Source organism: Rhizobium sp. 'Codium 1' (assembly GCF_020889605.1).
Taxonomy (GTDB): Bacteria; Pseudomonadota; Alphaproteobacteria; order Rhizobiales; family Rhizobiaceae; genus Allorhizobium; species Allorhizobium algae.
The window spans coordinates 85,190-105,161 of the sequence record NZ_JAJGPW010000008.1 but is presented as its reverse complement, the minus strand read 5'-3'; the positions used below and the strand labels follow the sequence as shown (position 1 = coordinate 105,161).

Sequence of the window (19,972 nt, the reverse complement as noted above, 5' to 3'; positions counted from 1 at the left end):
AGGCTGGCTTGGATGTTGCCTCGATCCAACTGATCCGGTCGCCCTCTCACGCCACCACGCGCTCCGCCTCGTTCTCGAGGCTGACGCGCCAGGCGTTGCGGCCATCGGCCTTGGCGGCGTAGAGCGCGCGGTCGGCGATATCCAGGAGTCGGTCGAAGTCGCCTTCGGCCTCGACCGCGCCACAGGCGGCGCCGACGCTGATCGTCACATGTTTGTTGCGGTCGCCGGTGAAACCATGCGCGATGCCGAGCTGGCGCACCGCACGGCGCAGGCTTTCGGCAAGGGCCGGTGCCATGTCGGCGTCGGCGTCCGCGAGGATGGCCAGGAACTCCTCGCCGCCATGGCGGGCGAGATGGGCCTCGATCGGCAGCGAGCGGCGCATGGCGCGCGCCACGCGCTTCAGGCAGTCGTCGCCGGCCCCATGGCCATAGGCGTCGTTGAAGGCCTTGAAGTGATCGACATCGGCGACAAGCAGCACGACGCGCTGCGCCATCTGCGGGCTCTCGGTCCTCAGCCGCGCCAGCTCCATCTCGGTGCCGCGACGGTTGGCGAGCCGGGTCAGCGGGTCGGTGACGGAGAGCCGCGCAAGGTCCTTGTTCTGCCGTGACAATTCCCGTTTCAGCGCCTCGTTTTCCTGCACCTTCACATGGCTCGTCATCGCCTCCACTTCGAGCTGGTAGGAGGCGAAAAGCGTCATGATCACGGTCGGCATGTAGACGGCCAGATGCTGGATCACGTAAGCCGGCGTCGAGCCCTCCAGGAACCAGATGGCCGAATAGTTGAGGCAGAAGGTAAAGAGGGTGGCGCGCAGCGCGGGACGGAAGGGCGAGGCGGCGGCAATGGTAACCGCCATCTGGAAGCTGGCGGCGGCATAATAATAGGTGAGCACGCCGGGGCTCGAGCTCGAAACCAGGATCACGCACCAGGAGATGTTGGCGAGCAGGGCCACCAGGATGGCGGCGACTTCCTTGCGTTCGATGGGGTGCCGGCCATTGATATAGAACAGCAGCCCGATCGCGATCGGCAGCATCACGCCGAAGCGCAGTATTGCCGACAGAAGCGTGACATCGCCCAGCAACCAGAGGTCGAACAGAAAGCAGGCGAGATAGAAACCCAGCACGCAGATCACGGCCGCACGCAGCATGCGGCTGCGCACTGGCGCACGATCTTCCAAAAAGGCCAGATATTCGTCCGCCGTCATGCGGGACCTTGCGGAAAGTCCGAGCCATCTCATCATGGATGTCCAATCACCGATTGAAATAAGTCACCTTCGAAAACGCGGTGAAGCTAGCCTCGACCCCCTTAATTTGGGGTGAAGGCAATGTGCCAATACGAGAAATCATCGATGAACAAAGGTGGGATGATGAATCCGCAGTAAACAATCGGCCTTGGCTCCGCCGTGATGCGGCAAAACCTGTTTCAATTCAGGATGGTATCGCAGCTTCGGGTCACGGATCGCCCGGTCAAGGGCCGAATCGGCCGCATGCAGGTGGCGACCGCAGGCCGTGTTCTCGACCGTTCGTTAACTTGCAATTATCTTAACGTGTGGTTGCGCCGGTGCTTTCTGGCTCGGCCACGACCTGTGCCGTGCCGGCGGCGGGAAGGGAGAGCGCATCTGCCGCTTTCAGCCGAAGGGCCAGATCGCGGATAAGACGCGTCGACTGGGCCGAGAGCGAGCGCGGGCGTATCATTGGCGGCAGGGCATCCGGATTGGCGGCATCGGCGACCTGCGGTTGAGCCTGCTTTTCCGGCATGGGCTGGTCGACGCCCGGAATGGCTTTCAGATCGATGCCCTGATGGGCGTAGTCCATCAGCTTCTTGAAGGTCATGGCCGGCAGGGAGCCGCCCGTCATGTTGTTCGTGGAGGTGTAGTCGTCATTGCCGAACCAGACGGCGGCCGTGTAGTTGCCGGTATAGCCGACGAACCATGCATCGCGATAGGCCTGGGTCGTGCCGGTCTTGCCGCCGGTCAGAACCCCATCGACCGCCGCGCGCCGCGCCGTGCCGATATAGGGGATCTTGGTCATCATCTGGTTCATGTAGGTCGCAGCCTGTTCGCTGAGGATCTGGGCTGCCTCCGGGGTGTCGCGTTCGAATTCGTAGAGCACTTCGCCAGCATAATTGCTGATCTGCGCGATGCCGTGGCGTCGCGAGGCCTTGCCCCCGGCCGGCAACACGGCATAGGCCGTCGCCTGGTCCATGACGGTGACTTCCGCCGTGCCGAGAGGGATCGTCACGTCCTTCTTGATCGGCGTTTCGACGCCCAGAGCCTTGGTGGTCTGGATGATCGCGTCGATGCCGAATTTTTCCTTGGCAAGGCGCACGGGGATCGTGTTGATCGATTTCGCCAGTGCCGTTTCCATGGTCACGCGGCCGGCATAGCTGCGGCCGTAATTCTGCGGGCTCCAGTTGCCCCAGGAGATCGGCCCGTCGACGACGATGGTCTGCGGCGTATAACCATTCTCCATGGCCAGCGCGTAGGTATACATCTTGAAGGAGGAGCCCGGCTGGCGCAGTGCGCGCGTCGCGCGGTTGAACTGGCTTTCGCCATAGTCGCGCCCGCCGACCATGGCGCGCACTGCCCCGCCGTTTTCGATCATCACGACCGCACCCTGGCGCACATTGTAGCTCTCGCCATATTCGCGCAACGACGAGGCGACGGCCTCTTCCGCTGCCTGCTGCAGGCCGAGATCGATCGTGGTGCGCACGACCAGCGTGTGGTCCTTGAAGGTCGCGGCGATGCGCTGCACCTCCTCGAAGGCCCAGTCGAGGAAGAAGTCCGGCGCTTCCTTTTCGTTGCGGTCGATGACACTGGCCGGATTGCGCCGCGCAGCGACCACCTGGCCCTCGGTCATCAGCCCGCTCTGCACCATGTTGCTCAACACGTCGTTGGCGCGTGCACGCGCCGCCGGCAGGTTGACATGCGGCGCATATTTCGCCGGCGCCTTGAACAGGCCGGCAAGCATCGCCGCTTCCGCAAGCGTCACTTCGGTGAGGTTCTTGCCGAAATAGAACTGCGAGGCAGCCGCCGCGCCGAAGGTGCCGCCGCCCATATAGGCGCGGTCGAGATAGAGCGACAGGATCTCCTTCTTGGAGAGGTTCGCTTCGAGCCAGAGCGCGAGATAGGCTTCCTTGATCTTGCGCTCGATGGAACGTTCATTGGTGAGGAAGAGGTTCTTGGCGAGCTGCTGCGTCAGTGTCGAGCCGCCCTGGACCACTTCGCCGGCCTTGGCATTTTCGCTCATGGCGCGGGCGAGCCCGACGAAATCGATCCCGAAATGCTCGAAGAAGCGCCGGTCCTCGGTCGCAAGCACGGCCTTGATCAGATGATCGGGCAGTTCGTCGACCGGTACGGAATTTTCATGAATGATGCCGCGATGCCCGATCGTATTGCCGTAGCGATCGAGAAAGGTGACGGCGAAATTGTCGTGATTGTGCCAGTCCTGCTTGGTTTCCTCGAAGGCGGGCTGGGCGAGCGCCAGAAGCAGGACCATGCCGGCCGTGCCGAGCGTCATGGCTTCGCCGGCGATTTCGAAGCCGAGTTTCTTCAGGCCCCGCACCCGGAAACGGCGAAAGAAGATCGTGATCTCTTCCCAGGCCTCTGTCAGGTCATAGCCCGCATTCCACAGCGTGGAATCGAGCCAGCTGTCGATCTTGAGGAAGACATGGCGCTTGAGCTTCGGCGCCCGGTCGCGCTTGCCGGCCGTGTCGCCACGGTCCGTCCTGGCGTCCTGATCGGCAGCGCCGAGGCGCTCCATGGGCTCCAGATCGTCAGGCTTGTCGCTGTCGGCCACCGTGGCTTTTCCCGAAAACTTGTTGTCCGCTCCTTGACGTGCCCGCCGATAAGGATCAGGACCCATGCGGATTGCGGGCAGGTCGTCTTATCTGAGTGATGGGCGATTTGTCGCGAAAGGACAAGCGGTTTCGCGGGCCATGGTGAACCGGCACCGCCCGGGCTTGAGCTTTTGGCCAGGGGCGTTGCAAGCCTGCACCGGCGATAGCAGGCCAGCCGCCTCGACCGCAGAAGACACCGGCGCCGGACGCATGACAGGGCCGCGCGAAACGACAGTCAGTTGAACGAGACGATGACAGAAAAACCCTTCTGGAAGACCAAGACGCTCGCCGAGATGAGCAATGCGGAGTGGGAAAGCCTGTGTGACGGCTGTGGCCTCTGTTGTCTCAACAAGCTGGAGGACTGGGAAACCGGCGAGGTTGTCTTCACCTCGGTTGCCTGCAAGCTGCTCGACGGTGACAGCTGCCGCTGCTCCGACTATGAAAACCGCCAGGCGACCGTGCCGGACTGCATCCAGCTGACGCTACAGGGCCTGCGCGAGATCCAGTGGCTGCCTCCCACCTGCGGCTACCGCCTGGTTGATGAAGGCCTCGACCTCTACTGGTGGCACCCTCTGGTCTCGGGCGATCCGGAAACCGTGCACCAGGCCGGCATCTCGGCCCGCGGCCGCACGATCTCGGAAGAGGGGCTCGATGTCGAGGATCTCGAGGATTACGTGGTCGATTGGCCCATGCGGGTTGGCGAGGAGCGGCGGTAGGGATCGGTCGCCCAGGCTTCTTGAAGGCTCTTTTCCACCAAACCCGGACGTCGAGGCTTCTCGGATGGTCCTCAGAGTTGCAGTATTCCGGCCTTGTCGTCATGGTTGCTCAACAAGACGAAAGATAAACAAAAAAAATTTGATGTTTTTATATATTTAGCCGCCGAGCTGCTCTTATTTAGAAAGTGTAAACTGCTTACCGCCAGAATTTACACTGTCAAGATTGGGGGGTAAAAGTGCCTTGCCATGTCTGTGACCTTTATCGCGAGATTTGGAGGGGACAATGTTGGGTTTCGGAACTGGCGCGGATGCGAAGGCCGTACTTGAAGCAATGAGCAAGTCACAGGCGATCATAGAGTTCAAGCTGGACGGCACAATCCTGTCGGCCAATCAGAGCTTTTGCCAGGCGCTTGGCTACCAGCTGTCGGAGATCGTTGGCCAGCATCACCGGTTGTTTGTCGATCCGAAAGAGGTAGCTTCTGCAGAATACCGGGAATTTTGGGCGCGGCTCGGCCGCGGCGAATTCGATCGCCGCCAGTACAAGCGTATCGGCAAGGGCGGCAAAGAAGTCTGGATCGAGGCCTCCTACAATCCGGTGACTCGCGGCGGGAAGCCTTACAAGGTGGTCAAGTTCGCGACCGACATCACCGAGCAGAAGCTGAAGAGCGCCGAGGAAGCCGGCAAGCTGGATGCGATCTCACGCACTCAGGCGGTCATCGAATTCACGCCCACAGGCGAGATCTTGACCGCCAACGAGAATTTCCTATCGACGCTCGGCTACCAGCTTCCAGAGATCCAGGGCAAGCACCATTCCATGTTCTGTGATGAGAGCTATACAAACAGTGACGACTATCGCAAGTTTTGGCCGAAGCTTGCCGCAGGGGAAGCTGTCGCCGACGAGTTCATGCGCATTGGTAAGGGCGGCAAGCGTGTCTTCATCCAGGCCTCCTACAACCCGATCTTCGACATGAACGGTCTTGTCTTCAAGGTGGTCAAGTTCGCCACCGATGTGACCGCCCGCGTGCAGAATGTTGATCAACTGGCCGGTGCGCTGAACGCCATGTCGGAAGGCGACATGACACTGACATTAGACAAGCCCTTCCTGCCGACGCTGGAAAAATTGCGCGTCGACTTCAACGGGACCTCATCGAAGCTCCGTAGCACGTTGCAGACGATTTCGCAGAACGCTGGCGCGATTGCCGCCGCCTCACAGGAGATCCAGTCGGCCTCGAATGATCTGTCTAAACGCACGGAACAGCAGGCCGCCTCCGTCGAAGAGACGGCGGCAGCGCTTGAGCAAATCACCACGACAGTATCCGACTCCAGCCATAGGGCGCAGGAAGCCGGCAGTCTGGTCCGCAAGACCAAGATCAATGCTGAGAGTTCTGGTAAAGTTGTCGGCCAGGCTGTCGATGCCATGAGCCGGATCGAGAAGTCGTCGTCGGAAATCTCCAACATCATAGGCGTGATCGACGAGATCGCCTTCCAGACCAATCTTCTGGCGCTCAATGCCGGGGTTGAGGCCGCCCGTGCTGGGGACGCCGGCAAAGGTTTTGCTGTCGTCGCCCAGGAAGTGCGCGAACTCGCACAGCGCTCGGCGAAGGCTGCAAAGGAGATCAAGGAACTTATCAATGCCTCGAACGAGCATGTGGAGAGCGGCGTTTCACTGGTCGGCGACACCGGCAAGGCGCTGCAGGAGATCGTCAGCCAGGTGGTCCAGGTCGATGGCAATGTCGGCGCAATCGTCGAGGCATCAAAGGAACAGGCGACGGGCCTGAAGGAGATTAACACCGCGGTCAACACCATGGACCAGGGAACGCAGCAAAATGCCGCCATGGTCGAGCAGACCACGGCAGCCGCCCACAGTCTGGCGCGCGAGGCTGAACAGTTGTTTCAGCTTCTCAGCCAGTTCAGAATCGGCGCCGGTTCTACTCAGTCAAGAGGCGTACCCGCTGCCGCCAACACCCAGTTGCGCCCGCATCCCGCTCCGGCCCGCCAAATGACTGCCAAGGTCGCCAAGGCATTCAACGGCAACGCCGCATTGAAGGCCGGAGACAGCTGGGAAGAGTTCTGAGCGTTTGCTGTCGCGTACCCGTTGCACAAGGGTTGGACCTTCGCCCGTCTTGGTCAAGCCGTTGGCGGGTCCTACCCCCACAACTCCGCCCGCATCCACGCTGCCGGTAGCATCAGCCGCCCGGCAAGATCGGCCTCTGTCCCGTCCAGCCGCTGCCATTGCCAGGCTTGTCCCCATTCGGCGGGCAGGGGATAGGGCGGGACGACACGGCTTTTCGGCCGGAAGCCGCAGCGGCCGTAATAGGACGGGTCACCCAGCACCAGGACCTGTGCCACACCCTCGGCCTTGAGGCGCGCGAGACCTTCGTTGATCAGCCCCTGACCGATCCCCTTTCGCTGGTGCTGCGGATGCACGGCAATCGGCCCGAGAAGGGCGACGCGTTCGGCCGCGCCCTCCAGTCGGCCGCGGGTGAAGAGCGCGTGACCGACGAGTGTCTCCCCGGTGACGGCCGAGAGGGAAAGAACGGCAGGGTCCACGAGCAGCGCTTCGACAAGGGCTGCGAGATCTTCCTCCGGGAAGGCCGCGGCATAGAGGCCGGGGATCTGCGGTCTATCGGCAGGCTGGGTTTCCTGCAAACGGAGGGTGTCGGTCATGGAATGTCCTCCTGGGAAATGGCGGGTTTACTGCCTAGGCTGGCTTCCGCCGTGTTGCAAGTCGAAGTGGCGCAGCGGCCATCCGGTCAGTCCGGCCGTGCCGAGGCGGACACGGCGTTCAGAATGGCGGCAGATGCAATGGACACCAGCCGGTGAAGCGGCCCTGGTCATCTCCGCCTCTTGTTGGTCGCATGGCGATATCCGACGTCCAGACAGGTGAAGAGCAGCCGGTACCGGGACCTTGTGATGTCTGGCGCGCCTTGCGTTGCCGCCCTCTGATCGCCGGTAGACCGGATTTGGGTCAGCGCCGCGGCGTCCGGGTTTGGCCGGAGCCGCCCTTGAGGCGGCATGTCCGAAAATCTTCAGCCCTACCCCTTGACCCTCCCATGATGGGAAGGTCCATGTATGGTGGCAGAGGTGACCATCATGAACATGCAATCCAGGCCGGATACGGCCAAGACGACAGTCGAAACGATCCTTGTGCCCGTCGAGGGCATGACCTGCGCATCCTGTGTGCGACGGGTGGAAAAGGCCGTGGCGTCAGTGCCCGGCGTCGAAGAGAGCGCGGTGAATTTCGCCAGCGAAACCCTCTCCGTCACGCCGGGTGCCGGCTTTTCCGCCGGAGCGCTCATCGCGGCGATCGAAAAGGCGGGCTATGAGGCCAAGACCGAGACACTGGTGCTCGAGGTCGAGGACATGACCTGCGCCTCATGTGTCTCGCGCGTCGAGAAGGCCCTGAAGTCCGTGCCGTCAGTCGAGACGGCGAGTGTCAACCTGGCCACGGGTGAGGCCGTGGTCGAGGTGCTGGGCGGGATCTCGGCGATGCCGGCTCTCGCCGCGGCCGTCACCAGGGTGGGATATGTCGTGCGGCTGTCGGGTGGCGCGGAAACCGCGTCTTCCAGGAGCGATGCCGCTCCGGACGATCCGCACCATCCGGCTGGCTCCGCCAGTGCAGCCGGCGATGGCCGCGAGGCGCGGCGCGAGAGGGAAGTATCAGGGCTGAAACGCGATTTCCTCATTGCGCTTGTGCTGACCCTGCCGCTTTTCGTCATGGAAATGGGCGCACATCTCTATCCGCCACTGCATCATGTGCTGATGGGCCTTTTTCCCGGCAACACGCTGTACCTGCTGCAATTTGCCTTGGCCACCGCAGTGCTCGCCGGCCCCGGCCGGCGCTTCTATGTGAAGGGCATTCCGGCACTCCTGAGATTGGCGCCCGACATGAATGCCCTGGTCGCGATGGGAACGGGGGCCGCCTATCTCTATTCGCTGGTGACGACCTTCGCGCCGGGCCTGCTGCCATCAGATGCGCGGCATGTCTATTACGAGGCCGCGACCGTCATCGTCACGCTGATCCTGCTGGGCCGGCTGCTGGAGGCCCGTGCCAAGGGTCGAACGGGCGCCGCGATCCGCAAGCTGGCCGGATTGCAGGCGAAGTCGGCGCGCGTGGAGCGGGACGGTGAGACACGCGACATTGCGCTGTCCGAGGTGACGCTCGGCGATGTCGTCGTGGTGCGGCCGGGCGAGCGCATTCCGGTCGACGGGCGCGTGATCGACGGGGCAAGCTCGGTCGACGAGGCAATGATATCGGGGGAACCCATACCGGTCGAAAAGGGCCCCGACGCCACCGTCATTGGCGGCACGGTCAATGGCTCCGGCTCCTTCCGCTTCGAGGCGACGGGCGTCGGCGCCGACATGATGCTCTCTCGCATCATCCGCATGGTGCAGGAGGCGCAAGGGGCAAAACTGCCGATCCAGAAGCTGGTCGACGAGGTCACGGCCTGGTTCGTGCCTGCCGTCATCGGCATTGCCATCGTGACCTTCCTCATCTGGCTCATCCTCGGACCGGAGCCGGCCTATACCCATGGGCTGGTTGCGGCCGTGGCCGTGCTGATCATTGCCTGCCCCTGCGCCATGGGGCTTGCCACGCCGACATCGATCATGGTCGGGACGGGCAGGGCGGCCGAACTCGGTGTACTCTTCCGCAAGGGGGAGGCGCTGCAGAGCCTTGCGCAGGTCGACTGGGTCGTGATGGACAAGACGGGCACGATCACCGCCGGAAAGCCTGAGGTGAGCGAGATCGTCACGGCGGAAGGCTTCGGCGAAACCGAGGTGCTGAGGCTCACGGCAAGTCTCGAAGCGCGGTCCGAACACCCGCTGGCGGATGCCATCGTGCGCGCGGCCGAGGCGCGGGGAATTGTCCTGTCTGCCGTGGAGAGCGTCGAGGCTGTGGCGGGCTTCGGGGTCACGGGGATCGTGGAGGGGCGGCGAATTGCAGCCGGTGCCGACCGGTTCATGGTGAAGTTGGGCGTGATGCAGGAGCCCGGCCCTGGCCAAGCCCCACAAGGGGGAGGTGCGATCACGGCCGACCTCACGGCCGCCGTCAGCCGCTTGGCCGATGAAGGCGCAAGTCCGCTCTATGTCGCTGTCGATGGCAAGCTGGCGGCGGCAATCGCGGTCGCCGATCCGATCAAGGAAACCAGTGCACGGGCGATCGCGGCGCTGAAAGCCCGTGGCCTGAAGCTGATGATGGTGACCGGCGACAACAGGCGCACGGCTGAGGCGGTGGCAAAAAGGGCCGGCATCGATGCTATCGTGGCGGAGGTGCTGCCGGCGGGAAAGGTGAGTGCGATCAGGGACCTGCAGGCAAAGGGTGGCAAGGTCGCCTTTGTCGGCGACGGCATCAATGATGCGCCGGCACTGGCGACGGCCGATGCCGGCATTGCGATCGGCACGGGCACGGATGTGGCGATCGAAAGCGCCGATGTCGTGCTGGTCAATGGCGATCTGATGGGCGCGCTGCATGCCATCGAGCTTTCGGACCGGGTCATGGGCAATATTCGCCAGAACCTGTTCTGGGCCTTCGGCTACAATGTGGCGCTGATCCCGGTCGCGGCGGGGCTGCTCTATCCGCTCTTCGGCGTGACCTTTTCGCCAATGCTGGGAGCGGCGGCGATGGGGCTGTCGAGCGTGTTCGTGCTGACCAATGCGTTGCGGTTGAAGAAGGCGAAGGTGACGGGGTGAGAAGGCCCACCCTCCTCCACAAGGGGGAGAGTGGTCTCGGGAGCGTTTGTGCCCTCTCGGGGAGGGCCGCGATATTTGGAGACAGGACCATGACGATGAACATCGGTGAAGCCTCCGCAGCGTCAGGCGTTTCGGCCAAGATGATCCGCTATTACGAGGAAATCGGGCTGATCGCGCCGGCCGGGCGGACGGCCTCCAACTACCGGATCTACGACGCCGACAGCGTCAACCGGCTGCGCTTCGTGCGCCGGTCGCGCAGCCTCGGCTTCTCGCTGGAGGAGACGGAGCGGCTGTTGAAGCTCTGGGACGACAAGGCGCGGGCAAGCGCGGAGGTGAAGGCCCTGGCGCTCAGCCATGTCGAGGAACTGGAGGCGAAGATCGCCGAGATGCAGGCCATGCGGGACACGCTCGCCCATCTGGCCGAGCGCTGCCAGGGCAATGAGCGGCCGAGCTGCCCGATCCTTGCCGATCTCGAAGGGCGGCCGCTGCGGCAAAACACCGCCGCGAACAGGGCGGACAAGGACTGCTGCGGGGATTGACCTTGCCCCTGTGGGAAGGCTGACAATCAACAGCACACGAGACGCGCGACGCGCAGAAAGGAAAAGACCGTCATGATTGGACAAACCATCTTCAAGATCGAGGACATGACCTGCGGCCATTGCGAAAAGACCGTGGTGAAGGCACTGGCGGATGTCCTGCCGGGCAAGGCGGTGAGCATCGATCTCGCCGCCCGCAAGGCCTTTGTCGAGGGCGATGCCTTGCTCGCCGAACAGGCGATCCGCGAGGCGGGCTATACGCCGGTGCGGGAGGTGTGACGCGGGAGGCCGTGGGATCCAGGCCGTGCAATTGGGCCGTCGCCAGGAGCTGGTAGTCCGTCGGGACCCGGGGAGACTGCCGGCAGCCCCATCTTGCGACGGCCGATATTGCGCCGGTCCTCTGCCGCCTTCCGCCCAGCTAGCGTTGCTGCTGAATCTCAATATATATGTATGGACGTATATATTTTCAGGGGAGCTGTCATGAGCAAGGACTACGTCGCCATCACGAAACAAATCTCGAATGGGATCAGGACCTTGCGCAAGGATATCCCCGAGGTGATGCAGGGCTTCTCGGCCATGGCGGGGGCGGCGACCAAGGATGGGGCACTCTCGAAGAAGGTGAAGGAACTGGTCGCGCTCGGCATTGCGATTTCGACCCGCTGCGACGGTTGCATCGGCTTCCACACGGAGGCGCTGATCAAGCTCGGCTGCACCAAGGCCGAATTCGAGGAGACGCTGGGTCTGGCGGTCTATATGGGCGGCGGGCCTTCGCTGATGTATGCGGGCGATGCGATGACGGCCTGGGAGCAGTTCGGCGGGCCGGGAGACTGAGTGAAGGACAGGTGGCGGCCAGGGTGACCGCGGCAGACCTCGGCGGAATTCTGGCCGGTCGCGTCATTTTTACATGCTAAATTAGGGAAATTTTCGCACGCCTCGCGGATGAGTGTTCCCGGCGCCGATGTGGGGTCGGCACCGGACCGGGAATGACATGCGTGAGTGAAGCAGAGACGACAGCCGACCAGACGAGCGGGAGCGCAACGCGCGCCGGGCAGGGCGGCTCCAAGGGGCGGCTGGACTGGCTGTTGCGCATACCATCCGAGGTGGAACGCGCCCATGAACGGGACTTCGGCGCCGGGCGGGTGAAGCACCTGCGTCACGCCATCATCGTCGGCCTGATCGTCTACAATATCTTCAACCTGACCAGTCTTCATCTGATGGCGGATATCCATCCGTTCACCGTGATGATGCGCCTTTTCGTGCTCATGCCGGGATCGCTGGTCATCTTTGTGCTGGTGCCGCGCGTGCCGCCGGCCTTGCGCGAATTGCTGCTTCTGGGCGGCATGTTCGTCGCGAGCCTTCTGCCGCTTTACCTGTTCTACATCTCGCAATCCGACCATGCGAGCTACACGCTCGGCGAATTGCCGCTCGTCCTGCTCTTCGGCAACATGCTGCTGGTGCTCCGGTATCGCTGGGCGCTGCTCTTCACCACCGTCACCTGCCTGACGGCGCTCTGGGTCCTACACGCCAAGCCGGGTCTCGATCAGAATCTCGTCTTTCCGCTGACCGTTCAGGTGGTGACCGGGCTCTTCTTCACGCTCTATGGCAACTGGCTTTTCGAGAGACAGCGCTGTCTCGGCTATCTCGCACAATATGATGCGCGGAACCGGGCCGACAGGGCCGAGCGCCGTGGCGACGCATTGCGCGACCTGACCCTGACCGACATGCTGACCGGTATCGCCAATCGCCGGCACCTGGACGAGACGCTCGACATCTGGCTCACCGACCGGCGCGACGTCTTGCTGATGATGGTCGATGTCGACCACTTCAAGGCCTTCAACGACCGCTTCGGCCATGTCGCCGGCGACGACTGCCTGCGCCGCATCGCCTCGGCCATGCAGGCCTTTGCCGCCCGGCACGACGGATTTGCCGCGCGCTATGGCGGCGAGGAATTCACCCTGCTCTTTGTCGTGGATACGCAGACCGACGGCGCCATCCTTGCCGATCGGCTGGTGCGCCTGGTGCGCGACCTCTCCATCCCGCATCCGGCCCGCCCAGACGGGATTGTGCACATCACCGTCTCGGTCGGCTATGCCGATACGAGGGAGGGCGGTGTGCGCGATCCGCGCGATCTGGTGACCCGGGCGGATCTGGCGCTGTACGAGGCGAAGCGTGCGGGGCGCAACAGATCGAAGGCGCGGTGAGGGGTGGCTGTCCCTTGCAGGGCAGAATGCGACATCGGTTTGTACCGCTGGATCTGTCTTCTCTTCGCAGCCTCCAGGGTTCAGGCGGCTTGCCGTCCTTTCCCACAGGCGAGAAGGAGACTCAACGACGTTAGGAAAATAATCCTTGACACCGTGACGGTCGTCGGGTAGGTTTGTTGCATGATCGGAAAGCTGTGGCCGCGGGGGCTGGAGCGGTTCGGCAGAGGTTTTCGAAGGTCCGCTGTGCGGGCCTTTTTCGTTTCGGAGGGCGCCATGCTGGAAAGCGATCCTGATGCGGTCGAGGCACTGCCTGATGTCATCGAGGTGAAGGCGGCAGGGGCGGGGGATCTCGAAACGCTGCTGTCCGAATTCACAGCCGAGATGCGCGCCCAGTTCGACCTCTTCCGCCGGTTGCGGGCCGGAGCCGAGAGCCTGCTCGACGGGGCCGACGAGGGGCTGGCGAAACAGGCGCGGGCCGATATCAAGGCGGCGACCGATGCGATAGCGCTGATCGTGCGGACGCTGGAAAAGATCGATGCGCTCTTGCGCCAGCTCGAGCGCGACCGGCTGGATGCCGAGGAGCGGCTGCTGGAGGCGCGCGATCCGGAGGTCTTGCGTCGTGAGGTCGAGGCGTTGATTGCGGCGCGGATCGAGGCGGAGCTGGCCAGGCGGCTGGATGCGGCGGTGGCGGCGCGGCTGGCGGAAGTTTCGGGGCTGGCCGAGGGGCGGGGCCCGCCGCTTTAAATTGATCGCATCTCTCTGCGTCATGGCGATGGATTGCCTGGCCAGACTTCGGATTTCGCACGTAAGGGGATCGATTCTGTTGCCACACGGCCAGCGGATGCTTCCAGGAGACTGCCGATGACGCCGAAGTCCCCGGGAAGGCTGGAGCGGGATCGGGAGGCGAAGGGAATGGCGGCGGCAGCCGCTCTGGCCAGCGGTCTGGCCGATCAAGTGGAAGCCCTTGTGAATGACGTCGACAGGGCGAGGTCGGGCCTTGCGCAGCTGGCCGACCACATCGCGCCGCAGACGCGGACGCTGGCGGATGGAGGCCAAGGCCTCCCGACCGATTTCGCCGGGCCCTCTGGTCTGGCGGCTACCGCCTTATCCAACCTGACGCCATCAGATCTCGCACTTCTCGCGCGCGACTGGCACCTTCTGGCGCGGCCCGAGCAGTGGCCGCCTGATGGCGTCTGGCGCAACTGGCTGATCCTCGGCGGGCGCGGATCGGGCAAGACACGGGCAGGGGCCGAATGGGTGCAGGCCAAGGTTCTGGCCGCCGGCAAGCGAACGGATTTGCGGATTGCGCTGGTGGCGGAAACCCTGGGCGATGCGCGCGAGGTGATGATCGACGGCGCCTCGGGACTGGCAAGGATCGCAAGGCGGATGCGGCCGCAGCTCGAGATTTCTCGGCGTCGGCTGGTCTGGCCGAACGGGGCGATCGCGCAGATCTTCTCGTCGGAAGACCCGGAAAGCCTGCGCGGGCCGCAGTTTCATCTCGCCTGGTGCGACGAGCTCGCCAAATGGAAACATGCCGACGAGACCTATGACATGCTGCAGTTTGCCCTGCGGCTGGGCGATGATCCGCGCCAGGTGGTGACGACGACGCCAAGACCGGTGCCGCTGTTGAAGCGGTTGATGGCGGATGAGGCAACGGTGCTGACGCGCATGGCGACTTCGGCCAATGCGGCGCATCTGGCGCCGGGCTTTCTGGCAGCACTTTCGGCCCGCTATGGGGGCACGCGGCTGGGGCGGCAGGAGCTGGACGGCGAGCTGATCGAGGACCGGGCGGACGCCTTGTGGAAGCGCGCGCGGCTCGACGAGATCGTGGTGAAGCTGTCGGAACCGTTGCGAAGGATCGTGGTCGCGGTCGATCCGCCGGCAGGCGGTGCCCAGGCATGTTGCGGTATCGTCGTGGCGGGCCTGAAGGAGAATGGCCAGGCGGTGGTGCTATCAGATTGTTCGGTGGAGGGGACAGGGCCGGCCGGCTGGGCGCGGGCTGTGGTCTCGGCCTACAGGCGTTTCGAGGCGGACCGGGTTGTGGCCGAGGTGAACCAGGGCGGCGACATGGTGCGCGCCGTGCTGGAGGGGATCGAGGCGCGGCTGCCGGTGACGACGGTCAGGGCGACGCGCGGCAAGTTCCTGCGCGCCGAACCGGTGGCGGCTTTATATGAGCAGGGTCGCGTGCTGCATGCGGGTCGGTTTCAAGCGCTCGAGGACCAGATGTGCGACTTCGGTCCGGAGGGATTGTCGAGCGGGCGGTCGCCGGATCGGCTCGACGCGCTGGTCTGGGCGCTGACGGCACTGATGCTGGAGGGGGGCGGGGAGCCGCGGATCAGGGGCGTATGATGGGTATCAGCTGCCCCGGTCGGCGGAATGGCGATGCCCCTTGAACCGGTCCGCTCGACAACAAAAAACCGGCGCCTTTCGGACGCCGGTCTCATGATGCAATGCGGTGGATCGTCTTACTTGGCAGAAGCCGTCGGCTGGCTGGACTGACCGGACTGGCCGGGCTGACGGACCTGGCGCCATTCGTTTTCGAGGCGCTGCAGGATGTGAGCCGGGATCGTTGCCGGTGCGGCGGTCTTCTGGCTCGTCGAAGTGGTCGTCTCCATCTCTTCCCTCCTCGGGTTTGGGCGTCTGGGCTCCAAACGTTGATATGGGGCGAAAGTTCCACAGCGTTAAACCTTTGTAAATGTGAACGGACCGAGCTCTAAACGATTGAAATTTCTTCAATCGTTTTAATTCCGAAGATTTTTTTGCGGTGGCCATGCCCCAGGGCGCAACGCGGGCCGCTCCCTTCCCGACATCAAGGATTTCACCATGCGGATCGACCGGCGAATCGTCTTCGCGGGACTGCGCAATGCCGTGTTTGGCGGGCGCTTGTCTCAGGCGCAGGTGGAGGGCGTGGAGGCGGTGCTGACACGATTTTCCGCGCGTGGCTGGGCCGATCCACGCTGGCTGGCTTACATGCTGGCGACCGCACATCATGAGACGGGTGGCAGCATGCAGGCCGTGCGCGAGACCTTCGCGGCAACCGACGAGGCGGCGGTGGAGAGGCTCGAACGGGCCTTTCGCGCCGGCAGGCTGCCGACGGTCAAGACGCCCTATTGGCGGCGGGATGCGCAGGGGCGAAGCTATTATGGCCGCGGGCTGGTGCAGATCACCCATCGTGAGAATTACCAGACGATGAGCCGGGTGACCGGGCTCGACCTTGTGGCCGAGCCGGATCTGGCCTTGAGGCTCGACGTGGCGGCGACAATCCTGGTGGTCGGCATGACCGAGGGTCTGTTTTCGGGCGCACGCCTGGCGGATTTCTTCTGCGGCATGAAGGCCGACTGGACCGGGGCGCGGAAGATCGTCAACGGGACGGACCGGGCAGGCAAGATCGCGGTGACGGCGAGGACCTTCGATGCCGCGATCCGGGCGGGGCTTGTGGTGTGAATGGCGGTGTGCGTGGTGATGTGGGCGCATTGAGCGGGGGGCCGTGCGGTGCTATCGGCTTTTGCGCTGCAACAGATTTCAAGAGTGTCCCATGATCCGCCACATCGTCTTCTTCACCGTGAAGCCCGAGCATGTCGAGGCTGTCCGGGCGGGGCTGTCGATCCTGACCGAGATCCCGCATGCGGATCGGCTCGAGATCGGCACCAATGTGAAAACCGACGGTTTTCACCAGAGCATCGATCTCGTGGTCTATGGTGAATTCGCGGATGAAGCGGCGCTGGCCGCCTACAAGGCGCATCCGCTGTACGAGGAGAGCATCCGGCGTGTGAGGCCGCTGCGCGAGGAGCGGTTTGCCGCGGATTACGTGATGGAAGAGGCGGTGCGGGAACGGCTGTGATTAGGGTGGGAGGAAACCCGGCTGCGGCATCACAAGGACACCGCAGCCGTTGACGCGGCTCAGCTTGCCCTGAGGTCCACGCGGCCGAGATCGGCAGCCCGGGTGTTTAACGCGTCCAGGGCGACCGGCCAGCTGGTCTCGTCGATCTCAAGCGCGGTCCTGAGCCAGGCGAGTGTCATGTGCTGGGTGACGGCGAGGCGTTCGGGATCTTCGTCATCTGTTTCCTTGGCGTCGTAGCCGGCAATGCCGCCGAGGCCATGTTTGCCGCCGAAGAGGGTGAGCAAAGCATCGGCACCCGGGGCATGGCGATAGGGATCGACATGCCAATCGGCGCCGCGGGGCGTCAGATGCGGATTGTCGTCAGCGTCGCCAGCGACGACCAGGGTGCGGGTGGTGAGCGTCGAGAAATCCGGATTGAGCGTGGTGTAGTTCTGGCGGGCGTGATCGCTGAGGCTGTCGCCGCCGAGGCCGGGGGCGGCAAGAAGCACGCCGGCCCTGATCCGCGGCTCCGGCTGGCGGACGCGGGTGACGGCGGGATCGGCGGTGTCGGTGAGGCCGGCGCCGAGCAGCATGCCCACCGTCTGGCCACCGAGGGAATGACCGACCGCCGCGATGCGGTCATGGTCGAGCCGTCCGGCGAGCAACGGGGCTGCCTGTTCGATGGCCGTGAGCTTGTCGAGGATCAGCGTCATGTCATCGAGGCGCGACTGCCAGAAGAAGGGATAGCCGGGCGCATCCGGACCGAGGCCGGCGACCTTGGAATTGGCGTGGGTCGGCTGGATGACGACGAAACCATGGGCAGCGTAGAAATCGACCAGCGGGCCGTAACCGTCCTTGGACGGGATGTAGAGCGAAGGGCCGTGGCCATGCGACAGGAGGATGATCGGGAGATCGTCTCCGGTCATGGGTGCCGTGATGCGCAGCGCGAGCGGACGGCTGCGGCCTGATGCAGACAGGGTGACCGGATTGATGGTGATGGTGGTTCGTGGCCTGGGTGTGGGGATGACGCGCGCTTTGGTGACGAGATCGTTCATGGGGAGCCTCCGGGGACTGGATCTTGGGTGGCGATGGGTTTAGAGAGTTAATCGGAACGTCGTTCCGTATGCGGATTTCATATACGGAACAATGTTCCGTTTAGCAAGGGCTGGCTGCGGTTTTCCGCGTCAGCAGGAGACGGCGCATGAGCGCAGGCATTGAAAACGACGAAAGCGATGGCCCGGATGCAGGCGCCCCCCGGGTGCGCGCCGATGCGCGGCGCAATGAAGACGCGGTGCTCGAAGCGGCCAAGGCGATCTTTTCGACAAGCGGTGTGGATGCACCGGCGCGCGAGATTGCAGGCCGTGCCGGCGTCGGCGTCGGCACGCTTTATCGGCGTTTTGCCACGCGCGCCGATCTGGTGATCGCGGTGTTCAAACGCGAGGTCGACGATTGCACGGCGCAGGCGGCCGTGCTTGCCGAAAGCCACCCGGCCGGTGAGGCTCTGGCGCTCTGGCTGCGCCGCTACACGAAATTCATCGCCACCAAGCGGGGTCTCGCCCAAGCCCTGCATTCCGGCGATCCCGCCTTTCAGGGCCTGCCCGACTATTTCCGTCAGAATTTCGAGCCGGCGCTGACTGGGCTCCTGGACGCTGCCGTCGAAGCGGGGGCGGTCCGACCGGGCATCGAGCCCTATGAACTGCTGCGCGCCATCGGCAATCTCGCCTCGGTCAAGGGCGCCGAACCGGACGGCGAGACGCCCGTGATGGTCGAGCTGCTGATCGACGGTTTGCGGTTTGGCGCGCCGAAGGCCGGTGCTGCGCAAAAGGCGTAGGCGGTGCTGGCGGCCTTGCCGTCGCCGATGACGGACGGCGCGGAACGGCGGCGGACAAACTTGCCGGCACATGCCGCGTGATTGATGATCCAATGAAGGCGGTGGAGCCCCCTCTGCCGCCGGCTGACCCCATCCTCGTCTGAAGGACAATCCGATGAGACTTCCCTTCCGTATGCCCTGGGCGCAAGTCCGGGATCGAACCTCTGTGCCAGTCGAAAAGGCGCTGCATCCGCGTCCCGGAACGGCGCTGTCGCTGATTGCGGGCGAGGGCGAGGCGCGGTGGACCGGGCGGAGCTACGCGGCGCTGGCCCGCGAGGGCTTCATGAAAAACCCGGTGGCGCATCGCTGCGTGCGTCTGGTGTCGGAAGCGGCAGCCAGTATCGGCTTTCTCGCCTATCAGCGCGACGGCGAGCGGCCGGATCACCCGGCGCTTGCCCTTCTGGCGCGGCCGAACGGGGCAATGACCGGGGCGGATTTTCTCGAAGCGCTCTATGGCCAGCTGCTGCTCTCGGGCAATGCCTATGTCGAGGCGGTGGCCGTGGGGGCCGGCGGGGCGGCGGAATTGCATTTGCTTCGGCCGGACCGGGTGAACGTGGTGACCGGCGCGGACGGCTGGCCCTCGGCCTATGACTACCGCGCGGGAACGCGCGCCCGGAGGATCGCACTCGACGGTCTCCTGCATCTGAAGCTGTTTCACCCGCTCGACGATCACGAGGGCTTTGCGCCGCTGGCCGCAGCCCAGGTGGCGCTCGATCTCCACAATGCGGCAGGCCGCTGGAACAAGGCGCTGCTCGACAATTCGGCAAGGCCTTCGGGTGCGCTGGTCTATCAGCCCAAGGAGGGCGGCAATCTGTCGACCGACCAGTATCAGCGGCTGAAGGTGGAGCTCGACGAGGGCTATTCGGGACCCATGCGGGCGGGCCGGCCCCTGCTGCTCGAAGGCGGGCTCGACTGGAAATCCATGGGGCTCTCGCCCAAGGACATGGATTTCGTCGAGGCGAAGAACGGGGCAGCGCGCGACATCGCGCTCGCCTTCGGCGTGCCGCCGATGCTGCTCGGCATTCCCGGCGACAACACCTATGCCAATTACCAGGAGGCCAACCGCGCCTTCTATCGCCTGACGGTGCTGCCACTGGTCACCCGCACGGGGGCATCGCTCTCGGTGTTTCTGGGCGACCTGACCGGCGAGGGGCTGAGGCTGGTTCCGGATCTCGACACGGTGGCGGGGCTTTCTGCCGAGCGCGACGCGCTCTGGGCAAGGGTCGGGGCAGCGGAGTTCTTGACGGAGGAGGAGAAGCGCGAGGCGGTGGGCTATTGAGCACCCCTTCTCCTCTCCCCTCTGT

18 protein-coding genes are annotated in these 19,972 nt (G+C 64.1%); 13 read left to right on the top strand and 5 right to left on the bottom strand.

The window, feature by feature from the left end:
- Positions 1–46: 46 nt before the first annotated feature.
- Both LJE98_RS17930 and LJE98_RS17925 read right to left on the bottom strand, forming a co-directional pair.
- Complete coding sequence (locus LJE98_RS17930; protein ID WP_229576601.1) at positions 47–1,201, bottom strand: GGDEF domain-containing protein; 1,155 nt, start codon at positions 1,199–1,201, stop codon at positions 47–49.
- A gap of 337 nt (positions 1,202–1,538) precedes the next feature.
- Positions 1,539–3,758, bottom strand: coding sequence for a transglycosylase domain-containing protein (locus tag LJE98_RS17925; protein ID WP_229576752.1), 2,220 nt, complete (start codon positions 3,756–3,758; stop codon positions 1,539–1,541).
- Positions 3,759–4,085: 327 nt separating this feature from the next.
- On the opposite strand from LJE98_RS17925, the gene LJE98_RS17920 reads away from it, so the two are divergent.
- Together LJE98_RS17920 and LJE98_RS17915 are read left to right on the top strand one after the other, a co-directional pair.
- The gene (locus LJE98_RS17920; protein ID WP_229576592.1) at positions 4,086–4,550 is read left to right on the top strand and encodes a YcgN family cysteine cluster protein; all 465 of its coding nucleotides are present in this window, start codon (positions 4,086–4,088) and stop codon (positions 4,548–4,550) included.
- Positions 4,551–4,833: 283 nt separating this feature from the next.
- Positions 4,834–6,624: a methyl-accepting chemotaxis protein gene (locus LJE98_RS17915; protein ID WP_229576591.1), complete on the top strand. Its 1,791-nt coding sequence runs from the start codon at positions 4,834–4,836 to the stop codon at positions 6,622–6,624.
- Between the two features lie 71 nt (positions 6,625–6,695).
- Here LJE98_RS17915 and LJE98_RS17910 read toward each other — a convergent pair whose 3' ends face one another.
- Positions 6,696–7,217, bottom strand: a complete 522-nt coding sequence (locus LJE98_RS17910) for a GNAT family N-acetyltransferase (RefSeq protein WP_229576589.1) — start codon at positions 7,215–7,217, stop codon at positions 6,696–6,698.
- Between the two features lie 426 nt (positions 7,218–7,643).
- Here LJE98_RS17910 and LJE98_RS17905 point away from each other — a divergent pair, with 426 nt between their 5' ends.
- From LJE98_RS17905 to LJE98_RS17875, 7 genes are all read left to right on the top strand, one after another.
- Complete coding sequence (locus LJE98_RS17905) at positions 7,644–10,241, top strand: heavy metal translocating P-type ATPase (RefSeq protein WP_229576588.1); 2,598 nt, start codon at positions 7,644–7,646, stop codon at positions 10,239–10,241.
- Between the two features lie 95 nt (positions 10,242–10,336).
- Entirely contained in the window at positions 10,337–10,780 is a 444-nt protein-coding gene (gene cueR, locus LJE98_RS17900) for a Cu(I)-responsive transcriptional regulator (protein WP_229576751.1), read from the top strand.
- A gap of 72 nt (positions 10,781–10,852) precedes the next feature.
- A complete protein-coding gene (locus tag LJE98_RS17895; protein WP_267499116.1) occupies positions 10,853–11,056 on the top strand; it encodes a heavy-metal-associated domain-containing protein in 204 nt (67 codons plus the stop codon).
- Between the two features lie 201 nt (positions 11,057–11,257).
- On the top strand, positions 11,258–11,608 hold the full coding sequence (locus LJE98_RS17890) for a carboxymuconolactone decarboxylase family protein (protein WP_229576587.1): 351 nt from the start codon (positions 11,258–11,260) through the stop codon (positions 11,606–11,608).
- 161 nt (positions 11,609–11,769) lie between these two features.
- Positions 11,770–12,978 carry a sensor domain-containing diguanylate cyclase gene (locus LJE98_RS17885; RefSeq protein ID WP_229576586.1) on the top strand — a complete coding sequence of 403 codons (1,209 nt, stop codon included), beginning with the start codon at positions 11,770–11,772 and terminating at the stop codon, positions 12,976–12,978.
- A gap of 273 nt (positions 12,979–13,251) precedes the next feature.
- On the top strand, positions 13,252–13,722 hold the full coding sequence (locus LJE98_RS17880; RefSeq protein WP_229576585.1) for a hypothetical protein: 471 nt from the start codon (positions 13,252–13,254) through the stop codon (positions 13,720–13,722).
- A gap of 117 nt (positions 13,723–13,839) precedes the next feature.
- Positions 13,840–15,327 (top strand): DNA-packaging protein, encoded by a 1,488-nt coding sequence (locus tag LJE98_RS17875; protein WP_229576583.1) that lies wholly within the window; start codon positions 13,840–13,842, stop codon positions 15,325–15,327.
- A gap of 116 nt (positions 15,328–15,443) precedes the next feature.
- On the opposite strand, the gene LJE98_RS17870 is transcribed toward LJE98_RS17875, so the two are convergent.
- Positions 15,444–15,593 (bottom strand): hypothetical protein, encoded by a 150-nt coding sequence (locus LJE98_RS17870; protein ID WP_229576582.1) that lies wholly within the window; start codon positions 15,591–15,593, stop codon positions 15,444–15,446.
- 208 nt (positions 15,594–15,801) lie between these two features.
- Between LJE98_RS17870 and LJE98_RS17865 the strand changes: the two genes are divergently transcribed.
- On the top strand, positions 15,802–16,422 hold the full coding sequence (locus LJE98_RS17865) for a glycoside hydrolase family 19 protein (RefSeq protein WP_229576580.1): 621 nt from the start codon (positions 15,802–15,804) through the stop codon (positions 16,420–16,422).
- A 91-nt stretch (positions 16,423–16,513) separates the two neighbouring features.
- On the top strand, positions 16,514–16,819 hold the full coding sequence (locus LJE98_RS17860; protein ID WP_229576578.1) for a Dabb family protein: 306 nt from the start codon (positions 16,514–16,516) through the stop codon (positions 16,817–16,819).
- A 59-nt stretch (positions 16,820–16,878) separates the two neighbouring features.
- Here LJE98_RS17860 and LJE98_RS17855 read toward each other — a convergent pair whose 3' ends face one another.
- On the bottom strand, positions 16,879–17,853 hold the full coding sequence (locus LJE98_RS17855) for an alpha/beta hydrolase family protein (protein ID WP_229576577.1): 975 nt from the start codon (positions 17,851–17,853) through the stop codon (positions 16,879–16,881).
- A gap of 146 nt (positions 17,854–17,999) precedes the next feature.
- On the opposite strand from LJE98_RS17855, the gene LJE98_RS17850 reads away from it, so the two are divergent.
- Together LJE98_RS17850 and LJE98_RS17845 are read left to right on the top strand one after the other, a co-directional pair.
- Positions 18,000–18,629, top strand: coding sequence for a TetR/AcrR family transcriptional regulator (locus tag LJE98_RS17850; RefSeq protein WP_229576576.1), 630 nt, complete (start codon positions 18,000–18,002; stop codon positions 18,627–18,629).
- A 154-nt stretch (positions 18,630–18,783) separates the two neighbouring features.
- Entirely contained in the window at positions 18,784–19,947 is a 1,164-nt protein-coding gene (locus LJE98_RS17845) for a phage portal protein (RefSeq protein ID WP_229576574.1), read from the top strand.
- Positions 19,948–19,972: the final 25 nt, after the last annotated feature.

Excerpts from the sequence above, each read along its gene's own strand:
- LJE98_RS17880 (WP_229576585.1), top strand. The coding sequence starts at position 13,252 with ATGCTGGAAAGCGATCCTGATGCGGTCGAGGCACTGCCTGATGTCATC.
- LJE98_RS17855 (WP_229576577.1), bottom strand. The coding sequence starts at position 17,853 with ATGAACGATCTCGTCACCAAAGCGCGCGTCATCCCCACACCCAGGCCA.
- LJE98_RS17865 (WP_229576580.1), top strand. The coding sequence starts at position 15,802 with ATGCGGATCGACCGGCGAATCGTCTTCGCGGGACTGCGCAATGCCGTG.
- cueR (WP_229576751.1), top strand. The coding sequence starts at position 10,337 with ATGAACATCGGTGAAGCCTCCGCAGCGTCAGGCGTTTCGGCCAAGATG.
- LJE98_RS17850 (WP_229576576.1), top strand. The coding sequence starts at position 18,000 with ATGAGCGCAGGCATTGAAAACGACGAAAGCGATGGCCCGGATGCAGGC.
- LJE98_RS17875 (WP_229576583.1), top strand. The coding sequence starts at position 13,840 with ATGACGCCGAAGTCCCCGGGAAGGCTGGAGCGGGATCGGGAGGCGAAG.
- LJE98_RS17930 (WP_229576601.1), bottom strand. The coding sequence starts at position 1,201 with ATGACGGCGGACGAATATCTGGCCTTTTTGGAAGATCGTGCGCCAGTG.
- LJE98_RS17915 (WP_229576591.1), top strand. The coding sequence starts at position 4,834 with ATGTTGGGTTTCGGAACTGGCGCGGATGCGAAGGCCGTACTTGAAGCA.
- LJE98_RS17890 (WP_229576587.1), top strand. The coding sequence starts at position 11,258 with ATGAGCAAGGACTACGTCGCCATCACGAAACAAATCTCGAATGGGATC.
- LJE98_RS17870 (WP_229576582.1), bottom strand. The coding sequence starts at position 15,593 with ATGGAGACGACCACTTCGACGAGCCAGAAGACCGCCGCACCGGCAACG.
- LJE98_RS17845 (WP_229576574.1), top strand. The coding sequence starts at position 18,784 with ATGAGACTTCCCTTCCGTATGCCCTGGGCGCAAGTCCGGGATCGAACC.
- LJE98_RS17895 (WP_267499116.1), top strand. The coding sequence starts at position 10,853 with ATGATTGGACAAACCATCTTCAAGATCGAGGACATGACCTGCGGCCAT.
- LJE98_RS17860 (WP_229576578.1), top strand. The coding sequence starts at position 16,514 with ATGATCCGCCACATCGTCTTCTTCACCGTGAAGCCCGAGCATGTCGAG.
- LJE98_RS17910 (WP_229576589.1), bottom strand. The coding sequence starts at position 7,217 with ATGACCGACACCCTCCGTTTGCAGGAAACCCAGCCTGCCGATAGACCG.
- LJE98_RS17920 (WP_229576592.1), top strand. The coding sequence starts at position 4,086 with ATGACAGAAAAACCCTTCTGGAAGACCAAGACGCTCGCCGAGATGAGC.
- LJE98_RS17905 (WP_229576588.1), top strand. The coding sequence starts at position 7,644 with ATGAACATGCAATCCAGGCCGGATACGGCCAAGACGACAGTCGAAACG.
- LJE98_RS17925 (WP_229576752.1), bottom strand. The coding sequence starts at position 3,758 with ATGGAGCGCCTCGGCGCTGCCGATCAGGACGCCAGGACGGACCGTGGC.